A 14,090-nucleotide genomic window follows, 5' to 3' on the forward strand; every position below is an offset into this window, starting at 1 on the left:
CAGGGGTGGTTCGCTGGTGAGCGGGGTCTCGGTGCAGGCGCCCTCGGCGCTGAAGACACAGAAGTACTCAGCGGGCGCCTCGGGTTTGGACAGGGGCGGGAGCAGCAGGGGTGCCGATGCGGCCACGGGGGCCTCCTTGTCGAGTACGACGACGGGGGTTACCGCAGCCCTACCCACAGGACGCGACGGCAGACGTACGCGAGGGGAGAACGTGCTGTTCGTCATGTTCCGCGGCTTCACGGCTCCCGTCCACCGCTCGTCCGCCGCCCTTCCGTGGAGACCGTTTCCAGTGATCACTATTCACTCAGTACATGTACGTGATGCATACTGATCGCCATGAGCATCCGCCACGTCCTGCTGGGGCTGCTCGCCGGAGGTCCGAGCCATGGCTACGACCTCAAGCGACGCCACGACGACCGTTTCCCCGAGGCCCGTCCCCTGGCCTACGGGCAGGTCTACACGACCCTCCAGCGCCTGGTCCGCGACGGACTCGCCGAGGTCGACGGCACCGACTCCGACGGCGGCCCCGAGCGCACCAGGTACCGCTCGACCGAGGAGGGCGCGCGTGAACTGGCCGAGTGGGCCGGGCAGATCGCCCCGCCCGCGCCCTTCGTGACCAACGAGATCTTCGCCAAGGTCGTCGTCTCGATCCTGTCCGGCGGCGACCCGGACGCCTATCTCCGGGCCCAGCGCGCCGCCCACATGGCACGGATGCGGGAGCTCACGGCGGTCAAGACCGCCAAGGGGGCCGACCTCGCGACCGTGCTCTCGGCGGACTACGCCCTCAACCACCTCGACGCCGACCTCCGCTGGATGACCACCACGGCGGCCCGGCTCACCTCACTGACCGCGGAGGTCGACTCAGCATGAGCAACCCAGAGCCGCTGCTCGCGGCCCGTGACCTCGTGAAGACGTACGGCAGGTCCGAGGCCCTGCGCGGCGCCTCGGTCGGGCTCGACGCGGGCGAGATCCTCGCCGTCACCGGTACCAGCGGCAGCGGGAAGTCGACGCTGCTGCACTGCCTGGCGGGGATCGTCCGGCCGGACGCCGGATCGGTGTCCTACGGCGGTGCACGCCTCGACGAGCTGCCCGAGAAGCGGCTGAGCGAGCTGCGGCGCACGGAGTTCGGCGTGGTGTTCCAGTTCGGGCAGCTGATCCCCGAGCTGACGGCGGTCGACAATGTCGCGCTGCCGCTGCTGCTGGCGGGCCTTTCCCGCACCGACGCCCACACGCGGGCCGGCGAGTGGCTGGAGCGGTTCGGGGTGCGCGGTCAGGCCGGACTGCGGCCCGGCGAGATGAGCGGCGGACAGGCCCAGCGGACCGCGCTGGCCCGCGCCCTGATCACCGGCCCGAAGGTCGTCTTCGCGGACGAGCCGACCGGCGCGCTGGACTCCCTGGCGAGCGAGCAGGTCATGACGGCCCTGGTCCACACGGCCCGCGAGTCGGGCACGGCGGTTCTGCTGATCACGCACGACGCCCAGGTGGCGGCGTACGCGGACCGTGAGGTGCGGATGGCCGACGGGGCCGTCGCGCCGGTGGGGGTGACGGCGTGAGGACGCTGCGGCGCGATCTGCGGATGGCCTGGCTGCTCACCCGCGGGTCCGACCGGCGGGAGTGGTGGCGGATCGGGCTCACGGCCTTCGGGGCGGCGCTCGCTACAGGCATCGGGGCGGCGGTCGTCGCGCTGAACTCCCTGGACGGGTACTACTCCGTGTCCTTCGGCGCGGGACTGCTGAACTCGGCGAGCGACCGGCGGAACGTGAGCGTCGTGCTGGCGCTGCTGCTGATCCCGGTGCTCGGCTTCGTCGGGCAGTGCGCGCGTCTCGGCGCGGTGCACCGGGACCGGCGGCTGGCCGCGCTGCGGCTGGCGGGCGCCGACCCGGGGCAGGTGCGGCGGATCGCGGCACTGGAGTCGGGGCCGGCGTGCCTGGCGGGTGCGGCGGTGGCCGCGGCCCTGTGCGCACCGCTGCTGCTGTGGCGGTGGGAGCGGCCGCCCGCCCTCGCGTGGGCCGGTGTGGGTCTGGTCGCCCTGGCCGTCCCGGTGCTGGGCGCCGCGGTGAGCGCGCTGTCGCTGCGGCGGGTGGTGGCCTCACCGCTGGGCTGGGTCCGGCGGGCGCGGCCGGTGTGGGGTCCGGGGCGGACGCTGCGGGCGGTGACCGTGCTGCTCGGGATCACGGCCCTGCTCGTCGTGGTGTGGTCGTTCGCGGGCGGCCCCGTCGAGGTCGCCCTCGGCCCGTCGGCCCTGTTCGCCGTCGTCCTGGTCGTCGGCTTCGCGACGGTGTCGCTGACCGGTACGGCGGCCCGGCGGCTGGGCCGCCTGCTCGCCGCCCGGGCCCAGAGCCCGGCGGTGCTGATCGCGGCGGAACGGCTGCGGGACGACCCGTGGGCGGCGGCCCGTACGCATGCCGCGGTGCTGCTGGTGACGGTCGTGGGCTCGGGCTTCGTGGGCGTGCGGCAGGTGCTGCTCGCGGTCCTGCGCGACAGGCGCCACGAGGGGACCCTGGTGACCGACATGGGCTACTACACGACCGGCATCGGCCTGACGGCCGCCGCGATCCTGGTCGCCCTCGCGCTGGTCCTGACGGGCCTGGCCGTCGGCACCGTCGAGTCCCTGGCCACCCGGCGCCGGGGCCTGGCCGCGCAGGTCGCCGCGGGGGTGCCGCAGGGGGTGCTGGCCAAGGCGCTGCTGCTGGAGACCGCGCTGCCGCTGGCCCCCGCGATCGCGGTGGCGGGCGTCGGCGGCACGGCGATCAGCGCCTGGTACACCGCGCTGGCCGGAGGGGACACCCCGATCGGGCTGCCGTACGCCGCCCTGCTGGTGCCCGTCGCGGTGTACGCGGCCTGCCTCCTGGCCGCCGCGACCTCGCTGCCCCTGCTGCGGCGCTCACTGCGCCCCGCGGAACTCAGACACACCTGAGCCCGCAGTCGTCCGGCCCCGGAGGAACAGGGGACCTCCGGGACCGGATCCGTACCGCCCGCGGAACACACAAAGGCCCGGATCGTCGTCAGGCAGGGATGCCGTCGATCCGGGCCATGGCGGCCTCCGCGCCGTATGGCTGCAAGTACGGCAGCCAGCGCGGGTCCCTGTGGCCGGTGCCGATGATGCGCCAGGCCAGACCGGTGGGTGGAGCGGGTTTGTGGCGCAGCCGCCAGCCGATCTCGAACAGGTGCCGGTCGGCCTTCACGTGGTTGCAGCGCCGGCAGGACGCCACCACGTTGTCCCAGACGTGCTTGCCCCCGCGGCTGCGCGGGATGACGTGGTCGACGCTGGTTGCGACGCCACCGCAGTACATGCACCGGCCCCCGTCGCGGGCGAAGAGCGCCCTGCGGGTGAGAGGAACGGGCCCCCGGTAGGGAACCCGGACGAATCGCTTGAGCCGGACCACGCTGGGTGCGGGGACTGTGACGGTCGCGCTGTGCATGAAGGCGCCGGATTCCTCGAGAGAGACGGCCTTGTTCTCCAGGACGAGGACGAGCGCGCGGCGGAGCGGTACGACGCCGAGGGGCTCGTACGACGCGTTGAGTACCAGGACATGCGGCACGGATGCCTCCTTGGGCGTCGGCGGCGCGTGGCTCGCGCCGGGACGAACTGCAGTCAGTCTCCCCTCTCCGCCGGGAGAAACGCCACCATGTGCCGGTAACGGGCTGGGAGTGTTTTCGACCACACCTTTTTTCATCCCCAGGTGAGAGCCGTCTCTCCCCGAACATTGCAACGATCCACACACGATGCACCGTTAGTGTGGTGAGCCTGCTTTACCGGTGACCTTTTCGTGACCTTGACCGCCGCGCCGGAAGGCAGACGCAGCACCTGGAGGTACCTGCCGTGTCCTTGTCCGCCGTCCTACTGGCCGCGAGTCCGTCGCCGTCGCCGTCCCCCTCGGACACCCCGACGCCGGCCGTGCCGAGTCTCCAGGACGCCCAGGAGAGCGCGACGAACGCCGCGAGCTGGGTGGAGCAGAACTGGTCGACCTGGTTGGCGATCGGTCTGCGGGTCCTGCTGATCCTGGTGATCGCCGCCGTGCTGAGAATGGTCGTGCGGCGGGCCATCACCAAGCTCATAGACCGGATGAACCGCACCGCCCAGGCGGTCGACGGCACGGCCATCGGCGGTCTGCTCGTCAACAACGAGCGCCGTCGCCAGCGCTCGCAGGCCATAGGGTCGGTGCTGCGCTCGGTGGCGAGCTTCATCATCATGGGCACCGCGGCCCTGATGGTCCTGGGCGCCTTCGAGATCAACCTGGCCCCGCTGCTCGCGTCGGCCGGTGTCGCGGGTGTGGCGATCGGTTTCGGCGCCCGCAACCTCGTCACGGACTTCCTCTCCGGGGTCTTCATGATCCTGGAGGACCAGTACGGCGTCGGCGACACCATCGACGCGGGCGTGGCCTCCGGCGAGGTCATCGAGGTGGGTCTGCGGGTCACCAAGCTGCGCGGCGACAGCGGCGAGATCTGGTACGTCCGCAACGGCGAGGTCAAGCGCATCGGCAACCTCTCCCAGGGCTGGGCGACGGCCGGCGTGGACGTGACCGTGCGGGCCTCCGAGGACCTCGACAACGTCAAGCGGGTGCTGGGCGAGGTCGCCGAGAAGATGAGCAAGGAAGAGCCCTGGAACGAGCTCCTGTGGAGCCCGATCGAGGTCCTCGGCCTGGACAGCGTGCTGCTGGACTCCATGGTCGTGCGGGTCTCCGCCAAGACCATGCCCGGCAAGTCCCTGACGGTCGAGCGCGAGCTGCGCTGGCGGATCAAGCGCGCCTTCGACGCGGCGGACATCCGCATCGTGGGCGGCGCGACCGCGCCCGCCGACGAGGAGCCCGCCGACCCGGCCGCGGCGGTCGCGGCCCCGTCGGTCTTCGCCAACTCCGAGTCCCCCCAGTCGGCGGCGGCCTCCCCGCTGGTGTCGGCCCCGGTCCAGCGCCCGGCGCCGAAGTAGGACGCCCCGCCCCGCTCTACCGAGACGCCCCCGCAGGTAACGACTCCGTTTCCTGCGGGGGCGTTTTGTCGCTCCCCTCTTGACGGACAGGTGGTCCAGACCTAAGTTCCGTGCATCCGATAGGAAACCTTCCTAACAGTCGTCGGACAGTACAGTCGTCCGGCAGTCACGGAGAGGGGCACCCATGGCAGGCACACCACGCACACTCCGCGCCATGAACGACCGTGCCGCGCTCGACCTCCTGCTGGAGCACGGCCCCCTCTCCCGGACCCGGATCGGCAAGCTCACCGGCCTGTCCAAGCCGACCGCGTCCCAGCTCCTGGCCCGCCTGGAGGCGTCCGGGCTCGTCCTCGCCACCGGCACCAGCGAGGGCAGGCCGGGCCCCAACGCCCAGCTCTACGAGGTCGACCCGAGTGCCGCTTACGCCGCCGGGCTCGACGTCACCCCCGAGCGCATCCTCGCCGCGGTCGCCGACGTCACCGGCCGCGAGGTGGGCTCCTTCGAACTGCCGACCCCGGGACGGCGACCCGCCCAGCCCGTCGTACGGCAGGTCACCGACGCCCTCGACGGCGCGGTGAAGGCGGCGGGCCTCGCCCGCGGCGACATCCACCGGCTCGTCATCGGCACCCCGGGCGCCTTCGACCCGGGCACGGGCCGGCTGCGCTACGCCTCCCACCTCCCCGGCTGGCACTCCCCGACCCTCCTCGACGAACTCGCCGCAGCGCTGCCGATGCCGGTCGAGTACGAGAACGACGTCAACCTCGTCGCCGTGGCCGAGCAGCGGCTCGGGGCGGCCCGCGGCCACGAGGACTTCGTGCTGCTGTGGAACGAGGGCGGGCTCGGTGCCGCCCTGGTCCTCGGCGGCCGGCTGCACCGCGGCTGGACCGGCGGTGCGGGAGAGGTGGGTTTCCTGCCGGTTCCCGGAGCACCCCTGGTACGGCAGGTGACCAAGGCCAACAGTGGCGGCTACCAGGAACTCGCCGGTTCCCAGGCCATCCCCCGTCTCGCCCGCGAGCTCGGCATGGCGGACATCCCCTCGGGCCCGTACGCCGAGGCCGCCGCCGCCCTCGTGGAGCGGGCCGCCGCCGAGGACACCGTCCTGCACCGGCTGCTCCTGGAGACCTACGCCACCCGGCTGGCCACCGGTCTCGCCTCCCTCGTCTCCGTCCTCGACCCCGAACTCGTCGTCCTCAGCGGTGCCTCGCTCACCGCCGGCGGCGACACCCTGCGCGCCCTCGTCCAGGCCGAGCTGGAGGAACTGGCAGCCTCCCGGCCCCGGCTGGTCGTCGGCGCCGTCCGTGAACACCCCGTGCTGCGCGGCGCCCTGGAGAGCGCGCTGGCGGCCACCCGCGACGAGGTCTTCGACACCTCGCGCTGACCCCCGTACTCCCCCACACCTCACCTCACCGCCCGTCCCTGGGAGACCCCGTCATGCGCACAGCCAGCCCCTCCGTCATACCCGCAGTCGCCCGAAAAGCGGCTTTTGCCCTGACCGTGTCGGCCGTGCTCGTCACCACCGCCTGTACCGGCCAGCCCTCCTCCGGCGCCGACGACGACGCCTCCAAGGAGACGACCATCAACTTCTGGCACGCCTGGAGCGCGGACTCCGAGGTGGCGGGGGTCAAGGCGCTGGTCGCCGGGTTCGAGAAGGCGCACCCCAACATCCACGTCAACGTCGTGGGCAACATGACCGACGACAAGATCAACCAGGCGCTGCGCGCGGGCGGCGGCAAGGCCCCGGACGTCATCTCGTCGTTCACCACGAACAACGTGGGCAAGTTCTGCTCCTCGGGCGCGCTGGTCGACCTCAACCCCTTCTTCAAGAAGTCGGGGATCGACCCGGACACGACCTTCCCGGCCACGATGAACCAGTACACGCAGTTCGACGGCGACCGCTGTGCCGTGCCGCTCCTCGGCGATGCGTACGGGCTCTACTACAACAAGACGGCGTTCGAGAAGGCCGGCATCACCTCGCCGCCCAAGACGTGGTCCGAGTTCGAGGCCGACGCCAAGAAGCTGACGATCCCGCGGGGGGACTCGTTCAAGCAGCTCGGGTTCATGCCCGACTACCACGGCTGGGAGACCACGACCGAGCACTACATGGGCCAGTTCTCGCCCACCTACTTCGACAAGGCGGGCAAGTCCACGATCGCCACCGACCCGGCCGTCACCGCCGCGTTCACCGTCCAGAAGAAGCTCGTCGACGAGCTCGGCGGCTACCAGAAGCTGGAGAAGTACCGCGCGGGGCTCGGCGACGAATGGGGCCCCAAGCACCCCTTCCAGACCGGCCAGGTCGCCATGCAGCTCGACGGTGAGTGGCGGCTCGGCATGGCCCTGGACGCCAAGCCCGGCTTCGAGATCGGCGTGGCCCCGCTGCCCGTCCCGGACGACGAGGCCGACCAGTACGGCAAGGGCTACATCACCGGCACCATCGCCGGCATCGCCGCGGGCAGCACCCAGCAGAACGCGTCCTGGGAGTTCCTGAAGTACATCACCACCGACACGGACGCGGTGGTCGGCTTCTCCAACGCCATCCACAACGTGCCCTCGACGCTCGCCGCCCTGAAGTCCCCGAAGCTGAAGTACGACCCGCGCTTCAAGACCTTCCTCGACATCGCCGCGAACCCGGACTCGACGACCGCCCCGTCCTCGATCAACGGCGGTGTCTACCTCACCACCATCCAGGACCTCGGCTACGCCTACGAGAGCGGCAAGGTCACCGATCTGAGGAAGGGCCTCGCCGACGCGGCCAAGCAGATCGACACGGACATCGCGCAGGCGAAGTAATGGCAACAGTCACCCTGGCGTCGAAGCGCCGCAGGTCGGCGCTTCGTACGGTCGCCTTCATGTCGCCCTGGCTGATCGGCTTCACGGTCTTCTTCGCCTATCCGCTGATCTCCACGGTCTACTTCTCGTTCATGCACTACGACGGCTTCAGGCCGCCGACCTGGAGCGGGACGAAGAACTGGACCTACGTCTTCGAGGACTACCCCTTCTTCTGGCCGGCCCTGCGCAACACCCTGTGGCTGGTCGTCGTGATGGTGTCCTTGCGGGTCGTCTTCGGACTCGGCGTCGGCCTGCTCATCACGAAGATCAAGACGGGTACGGGTGTCTTCCGGACGCTCTTCTACCTGCCGTACCTGGCCCCGCCGGTCGCGGCCACCATGGCCTTCGCGTTCCTGCTCAACCCCGGTACGGGACCGGTCAACTCGATCCTGGAGAAGGTCGGCATCCCGGCCCCCGGCTGGTTCAACGACCCCACCTGGTCCAAGCCCGCCCTCACCCTGCTCGCCCTGTGGGGCATCGGCGACCTGATGGTCATCTTCATGGCCGCCCTGCTCGACGTGCCCCAGGAGCAGTACGAGGCGGCGGAGCTGGACGGGGCGTCGGCCTGGCAGCGGTTCCGGTTCGTCACCCTTCCCACCATCTCGCCGATCGTGATGTTCGCGGTGGTCACCGGCGTGATCCAGACCATGCAGTACTACACGCAGCCGCTCATCGCCGGGAAGGTCGCCTCGGGCGTGATCCAGGGCGCGGGCACGCAGTTCGAGCCCGGCTACCCGGACAAGTCGACGCTGACCCTCCCCCAGCTCGTCTACAACCTCGGCTTCCAGCGCTTCGACTACGGCTCCGCGTGTGTCGTCGCCCTCGTCCTCTTCGCCCTGTCGATGGTGTTCACCGCGTTCCTGATGCGGCGCCGGGGCGGTCTCATCCAGGCAGGTGACTGACCATGACCCAAGTACTGGACCGGCCGGCGCAGTTGAAGACCCCGGCCTCGCCCGCCGAGCGCACCGCCCGGCGCCGGGCCCTGCTGGAGTGGGTGGCGGTCCACTCGCTCGGCATCGCCGCCGCGCTCTTCTTCACACTGCCCTTCGTGTTCGTGTTCCTGACCTCGCTGATGAGCGACACCCAGGCCCTCAGCCGCGACCTGATCCCGCACACCTGGGAATGGGGCAACTACCGGCGGGTCTTCGACACCCCGGGTTTCCTGACCTGGTGGCGCAACACGCTGGTCTACGCGGGACTGGGAACAGTCCTTACGGTCGTCTCGTCGGTCCCGGTGGCGTACACGCTCGCCAAGTTCCGCTTCCGGGGCCGCAACCTCTCCCTGATGCTGGTGATCTCGATGATGATGCTGCCGCCCCAGGTGGTCATCATCCCGATGTACCTGTTCTGGGCGAAGCAGCTCGACCTGTCGGGCACGCTGTGGCCGCTGATCATCCCGATGGCGTTCGGGGACGCCTTCTCGATCTTCCTGCTCCGGCAGTTCCTCATGACGATCCCGAACGAGTACGTGGACGCGGCCAAGGTCGACGGCTGCGGCGATCTGCGCACCCTGCTGAAGGTCGTCGTGCCCATGGCCAGGCCGGGGATCGCGGCCGTCGCGCTCTTCCAGTTCTTCTACGCCTGGAACGACTACTTCGGGCCGCAGATCTACGCCTCGGAGAACCAGAACGCCTGGACCCTGAGCTACGGCCTGGAGTCCTTCAAGGGCATGCACCACACCGACTGGAACCTCACCATGGCCGCGACCGTGCTGGTCATGGCCCCCGTGATCCTCGTGTTCTTCTTCGCGCAGAAGGCGTTCGTGGAGGGCGTCACGCTGACCGGAGTGAAGGGTTAGACAAGCCATGAAACTCACCGTGGTCGGCGGAGGCTCGACCTACACCCCCGAACTCGTCGACGGCTTCGCCCGCCTGCGCGACACCCTGCCCGTCGAGGAACTCGTCCTCGTCGACCCGGCCGCCGAGCGCCTGGAGCTGGTCGGCGGGCTCGCCCGGCGCATCTTCGCCAAGCAGGGCCACGACGGCCGTATCGTCACCACGTCCGACCTCGACGCGGGCGTGGACGGCGCCGACGCCGTGCTCCTGCAACTGCGCGTCGGCGGCCAGGCGGCCCGGCAGCAGGACGAGACCTGGCCCCTGGAGTGCGGCTGCGTCGGCCAGGAGACGACCGGCGCGGGCGGCCTCGCCAAGGCGCTGCGCACGGTCCCGGTCGTCCTCGACATCGCCGAACGCGTCCGCCGCACCAACCCGGACGCCTGGATCATCGACTTCACCAACCCCGTCGGGATCGTCACCCGCGCGCTCCTCCAGGCCGGCCACAAGGCGGTCGGACTGTGCAACGTGGCGATCGGCTTCCAGCGCAAGTTCGCCGGACTGCTGGGCGTCACCCCCGCCGACGTCCACCTCGACCACGTGGGCCTCAACCACCTGACCTGGGAGACCGGGGTGCGGCTCGGCGGTCCCGAGGGCGAGGACGTGCTGCCCAAGCTGCTCGGCGAGCACGGCGACACCATCGCCGCCGACCTGCACCTGCCGCGCCCGCTCCTCGACCGGCTCGGCGTGGTCCCGTCGTACTACCTGCGCTACTTCTACGCGCACGACGAGGTCGTACGGGAACTGGGCACCAAGCCGTCCCGGGCCGCCGAAGTGGCGGCGATGGAACGGGAGTTGCTGGAGATGTACGGCGACCCCGCCCTGGACGAGAAGCCGGAGCTGCTCGCGAGGCGGGGCGGCGCCTACTACTCGGAGGCCGCGGTGGACCTCGCCGCCGGGCTGCTCGGCGGGGGCGGCAGCCCCTACCAGGTGGTCAACACCCTCAACCGGGGCACGCTGCCCTTCCTGCCCGCCGACGCGGTGATCGAGGTACCGGCGGCGGTGGGCCCGGGCGGCCCGTCCCCGCTGGCCGTACCGGACGTGGACCCGCTGTTCGCGGGCCTGATGGCAAGCGTCACCGCCTACGAGGACCTGGCGCTGACGGCCGCCCTGCGCGGGGGCCGGGACCGGGTCTTCAAGGCGCTGCTCGCCCACCCCCTCGTCGGCCAGTACGCGTACGCCGAGGGGCTCACCGACCGACTGATCGCACACAACCGGGAGCATCTCGCGTGGGCCTGACCGCAAGCGTCCTCGCCGTCGACGCGGGCAACAGCAAGACCGACGTCGCGGTCGTGGCGGCCGACGGAAGCGTCCTCGCCACGGCCCGCGGCGGCGGGTTCCGGCCGCCGGTGGTGGGCGTCGAGGCGGCGGTGGACACCGTCGCCGACGCGGTCGGGCGGGCCTTCGCCGCGGCCGGGGTGAGCTCGGTGGAACACGTCTCGGCCTGCCTCGCCAACGCCGACTTCCCGGTCGAGGAACGGCAGTTGGCGGCGGCACTGCACGCGCGCGCGTGGGGCGCGGACGTGGAGGTCCGCAACGACACCTTCGCGATCCTCAGGGCCGGGGTCACCGAACCGCTCGGTGTCGCCGTGGTGTGCGGCGCGGGCATCAACTGCGTCGGCATGCGCCCCGACGGCCGTACCGCCCGCTTCCCCGCGCTCGGCCGGATCTCCGGCGACTGGGGCGGTGGCTGGGGTCTCGCGGAGGAGGCACTGTGGCACGCCGCCCGCGCGGAGGACGGCCGGGGCGTCGACACCGAGCTCGCGCGCGTGCTGCCCGCCCACTTCGGGATGCCGTCGATGTACGCCCTCATCGAGGCCCTGCACCTGGAGGAGATCGCCCCTGTCCGCCGCCACGAACTGACGCCGGTGCTGTTCGCCACGGCCGCCGCCGGTGACCCCGTGGCCCGCTCGCTCGTCGACCGCCTGGCCGACGAGGTGGTGTCCATGGCGACGGTGGCCCTGACCCGGCTCGGCCTCCTGGACGAGGAGACCCCGGTCCTGCTCGGCGGCAGCGTCCTGGCCGCCCGGCACCCCCGGCTGGACGACGGCGTGCGCGAACTCCTGGCGGCCCGCGCCCCGAAGGCGGTGCCGCGGGTGGTGACGGCGAGTCCGGTCCTGGGCGCCGCGCTCCTCGGCCTGGACCGGGCCGGGGCGTCCGGGGAGGCGCAGGCGAGGGTGCGGGCGTACTACGAGGCCTGAGCGAGCACCGCGTCGGCCACGTCGGGGACGGACATGCCGTCCTCGACGTCGACGCGGGGCAGCCCCAGCCGGTCGACCGCCTCCACCATGAGCTCCTGGTACCGCACGCTGCGGGCCAGGAACTTGTCCATCAGGGCGCGCTCCCGCGCCGACGCCTCGTCGTAGCGCCCGCCCGCACGGATCCGGGCGCGTACGACGTCCTCGCCCGCGGTGAGCCAGACGGCGGCCGTGTGCGGGAGGTCCAGCGCGGCGACCCGGTCCGGCCACAGGGCGGAGCCCTCCAGGACCAGGCCCGGTCCGGTGGCGTGTTCCCTGACCAGGTCCTCGATGCGGGGCCACAGCCGCTCGTAGTGGGCGAGGACCGAGTCGATCAACTCGTCGACGCCGAGGGTCGCGTAGTGCTCGGCCACGTGCGGCGGCACCTCACGCTCCGGCGTGCGCCAGGGCCGCCCGGGGTGTCTCGCCAGCAGGTCCGTGGAGCGGTGCCCGAGGCCGAGCCGGCCGGCGACCTCCCCGGCGACCGTGGACTTGCCGGTATTGGACGTTCCGCCGATCATCACCACACGTACCCCGCGCACGACGACGACCCTACGCGCCCCCGAGCGGAACCGAACCGATTCCGGCGGCGTATTCATGGGCAAGGGGTGGTGCGGAACGCGCAGCCGCCGGCGGCGCTCCACTGCGATCCGAACAAGATCCAGTGAAGCCCGGTGCGGATGTCGGTCCCGGCAGCGATACTTGCGGCGAGGGATGACCATGGGGGAGGTCAAGCGGTGACACATCCGCCGAAGAGCAGCGCGGCACCACCGGGTTCCGGGGTGCCCACGATGCCCGCCGTACCGCCGCAGCCGGGACCTCCGCTCCCGGCCCCGCAGGCACCCTCGCCCACTCCCGCGCCGGACGGGGCGCCCGCCCGTCGTACGGCCTTCGCCGAGGGTTTCGACCAGGTGCGCGCGGCCGCCACCACCGAACCGGGCAGGCTGCGCATCATCGGCGCGGCGCTCGCCCTGCTCGTCGTCCTCTTCGGCGCGGTGACCGCCTGGCAGACCGACGAGCGGGCCACCGCCGCGGACGACGTGCTGCACAAGAGCCAGCCGCTCAGCAGCGCCGCCGCCGACATCTACCTGTACCTGGCCGACGCCAACACCACGGCCTCCAGCGGCTTCCTCGCCGGCGGCCAGGAGTCGGCCGACTCCCGCAAGCGGTACGAGGACGACATCGACCGGGCCGCCGCCGGTCTGGTCAGGGCCGCCTCGAACTCCGACCCCGACTCGCCCGCCGCGAGGACCGTGGCCGAGCTCAACACCCTGCTGCCGGAGTACAAGGGGCTGGTGGAGCAGGCCCGGACGTACAACCGCCAGGGCTTCCCGGTCGGCGGGGCGTATCTGCGGTACGCCAACGAGAAGATGCAGGAGGAGATGCTCCCGAAGGCGCAGAACCTCTACACCAGCGAGAACCAGCGGCTGCGCGCCGACTACGCCGACGCCACGCCCTACCCGTGGGCCGCGATCGGCCTCGGTGTCCTGGCGCTCGCCGCACTCGCCTGGGCGCAGCACCGCAACTACCGGCGCACCAACCGGGTCCTCAACCACGGCCTGGTCGCGGCCACCGCGACGGCGACCGTGGTGCTGCTGTGGCTGGTCGTCGGTCACACGGTGGCCCGCGCGGGCCTCGACGACTCCTACGACCACGGCGTCCGCTCCCTCAACGTGCTGCACGACGCGCGCATCGCCTCCCTGAAGGCGCGCGGCAACGAGAACCTCACGCTGGTGGCGCGCGGCGCGGAGACGGTCACGGTCATCGACCGGAAGACCGGCGAGAAGGTCACCCTCGACGCCTACGACCGCTACTTCGACCAGGACATGGACGCGCTCGGCAAGGGACTGGCCGCGGCCACGAAGCTCGCCGACGACGACAGCGGCGAGAAGCCGGTGACCGCGGCCCAGGGCAACATGAAGGTGTGGAAGGAGCGTCACGCCGCGGCCCGCGAGCAGGACGACTTCGGCAACTACCAGGCGGCGCTGGACCGGGTCATCGGCGGCAAGGGAGCCACGGGCGAGTGCTTCGACAGCGTCGACCACAACCTCTCCCTCGCCCTGACGCACGAGGAGTCCGAGTTCCGGCAGTCGGCCGGTGACGGTCTGGACGCGATGACGGGGCTCACGGCGGGTGCCGCCGTCCTGGCCGTGCTGGGCGCCGCGGGCGCGGTGCTCGGCATCGGCCGCAGGCTGTCGGAGTACCGGTGAGAGGGGGCGTGACGATGCGGATGCGTGGACGTGTGCGGGCCGGTCTCAGGGGCTGGGG

At 71.5% G+C, this 14,090-nt stretch carries 13 protein-coding genes; 11 read left to right on the top strand and 2 right to left on the bottom strand.

The genetic code is table 11. The features are described 5' to 3' along the window. The first annotated feature begins 336 nt into the window (after positions 1 to 336). Genes EHS43_RS21420 through EHS43_RS21430 form a run of 3 tightly spaced genes read left to right on the top strand, consistent with a single transcriptional unit; the run spans position 337 to position 2,917 of the window. Positions 337 to 870: a PadR family transcriptional regulator gene (locus tag EHS43_RS21420; RefSeq protein WP_125192386.1), complete on the top strand. Its 534-nt coding sequence runs from the start codon at positions 337 to 339 to the stop codon at positions 868 to 870. Further along, a complete protein-coding gene (locus tag EHS43_RS21425) occupies positions 867 to 1,553 on the top strand; it encodes an ABC transporter ATP-binding protein (RefSeq protein ID WP_125192387.1) in 687 nt (228 codons plus the stop codon). Before EHS43_RS21420 ends, EHS43_RS21425 begins: the two co-directional genes overlap by 4 nt. A 23-nt stretch (positions 1,554 to 1,576) precedes the next feature. Then, positions 1,577 to 2,917, top strand: a complete 1,341-nt coding sequence (locus tag EHS43_RS21430) for an ABC transporter permease (RefSeq protein ID WP_125192396.1) — start codon at positions 1,577 to 1,579, stop codon at positions 2,915 to 2,917. Between the two features lie 88 nt (positions 2,918 to 3,005). On the opposite strand, the gene EHS43_RS21435 is transcribed toward EHS43_RS21430, so the two are convergent. Continuing rightward, positions 3,006 to 3,542 carry an HNH endonuclease gene (locus EHS43_RS21435; RefSeq protein WP_125192388.1) on the bottom strand — a complete coding sequence of 179 codons (537 nt, stop codon included), beginning with the start codon at positions 3,540 to 3,542 and terminating at the stop codon, positions 3,006 to 3,008. A 281-nt stretch (positions 3,543 to 3,823) separates the two neighbouring features. Here EHS43_RS21435 and EHS43_RS21440 point away from each other — a divergent pair, with 281 nt between their 5' ends. The 7 genes from EHS43_RS21440 to EHS43_RS21470 all read left to right on the top strand — a co-directional run bounded on the left by EHS43_RS21440 (position 3,824) and on the right by EHS43_RS21470 (position 11,786). Continuing rightward, the gene (locus EHS43_RS21440) at positions 3,824 to 4,927 is read left to right on the top strand and encodes a mechanosensitive ion channel family protein (RefSeq protein ID WP_125192389.1); all 1,104 of its coding nucleotides are present in this window, start codon (positions 3,824 to 3,826) and stop codon (positions 4,925 to 4,927) included. Between the two features lie 184 nt (positions 4,928 to 5,111). Beyond that, on the top strand, positions 5,112 to 6,305 hold the full coding sequence (locus tag EHS43_RS21445; RefSeq protein ID WP_125192390.1) for an ROK family transcriptional regulator: 1,194 nt from the start codon (positions 5,112 to 5,114) through the stop codon (positions 6,303 to 6,305). A 53-nt stretch (positions 6,306 to 6,358) separates the two neighbouring features. Beyond that, a complete protein-coding gene (locus EHS43_RS21450; protein ID WP_125192391.1) occupies positions 6,359 to 7,714 on the top strand; it encodes an ABC transporter substrate-binding protein in 1,356 nt (451 codons plus the stop codon). Next, the gene (locus EHS43_RS21455; protein ID WP_125192392.1) at positions 7,714 to 8,655 is read left to right on the top strand and encodes a carbohydrate ABC transporter permease; all 942 of its coding nucleotides are present in this window, start codon (positions 7,714 to 7,716) and stop codon (positions 8,653 to 8,655) included. The genes EHS43_RS21450 and EHS43_RS21455 overlap by 1 nt, the downstream gene beginning before the upstream one ends. Positions 8,656 to 8,657: 2 nt before the next feature. Next, the gene (locus tag EHS43_RS21460) at positions 8,658 to 9,551 is read left to right on the top strand and encodes a carbohydrate ABC transporter permease (protein ID WP_125192393.1); all 894 of its coding nucleotides are present in this window, start codon (positions 8,658 to 8,660) and stop codon (positions 9,549 to 9,551) included. A gap of 7 nt (positions 9,552 to 9,558) precedes the next feature. Beyond that, positions 9,559 to 10,824, top strand: coding sequence for a 6-phospho-beta-glucosidase (locus EHS43_RS21465; protein WP_125192394.1), 1,266 nt, complete (start codon positions 9,559 to 9,561; stop codon positions 10,822 to 10,824). Next, complete coding sequence (locus EHS43_RS21470; protein WP_125192395.1) at positions 10,815 to 11,786, top strand: N-acetylglucosamine kinase; 972 nt, start codon at positions 10,815 to 10,817, stop codon at positions 11,784 to 11,786. The genes EHS43_RS21465 and EHS43_RS21470 overlap by 10 nt, the downstream gene beginning before the upstream one ends. Here the strand turns inward: EHS43_RS21470 and EHS43_RS21475 are convergent. After that, positions 11,774 to 12,364, bottom strand: coding sequence for a hypothetical protein (locus EHS43_RS21475; RefSeq protein ID WP_260470638.1), 591 nt, complete (start codon positions 12,362 to 12,364; stop codon positions 11,774 to 11,776). The two genes, EHS43_RS21470 and EHS43_RS21475, sit on opposite strands and share 13 nt — an antisense overlap. 249 nt (positions 12,365 to 12,613) lie before the next feature. Here EHS43_RS21475 and EHS43_RS21480 point away from each other — a divergent pair, with 249 nt between their 5' ends. Further along, positions 12,614 to 14,032, top strand: a complete 1,419-nt coding sequence (locus tag EHS43_RS21480) for a hypothetical protein (protein WP_125192398.1) — start codon at positions 12,614 to 12,616, stop codon at positions 14,030 to 14,032. Positions 14,033 to 14,090 lie beyond the last annotated feature (58 nt).

The sequence above is a fragment of the Streptomyces sp. RP5T genome, assembly GCF_003933965.1.
Lineage (GTDB): Bacteria > Actinomycetota > Actinomycetes > Streptomycetales > Streptomycetaceae > Streptomyces.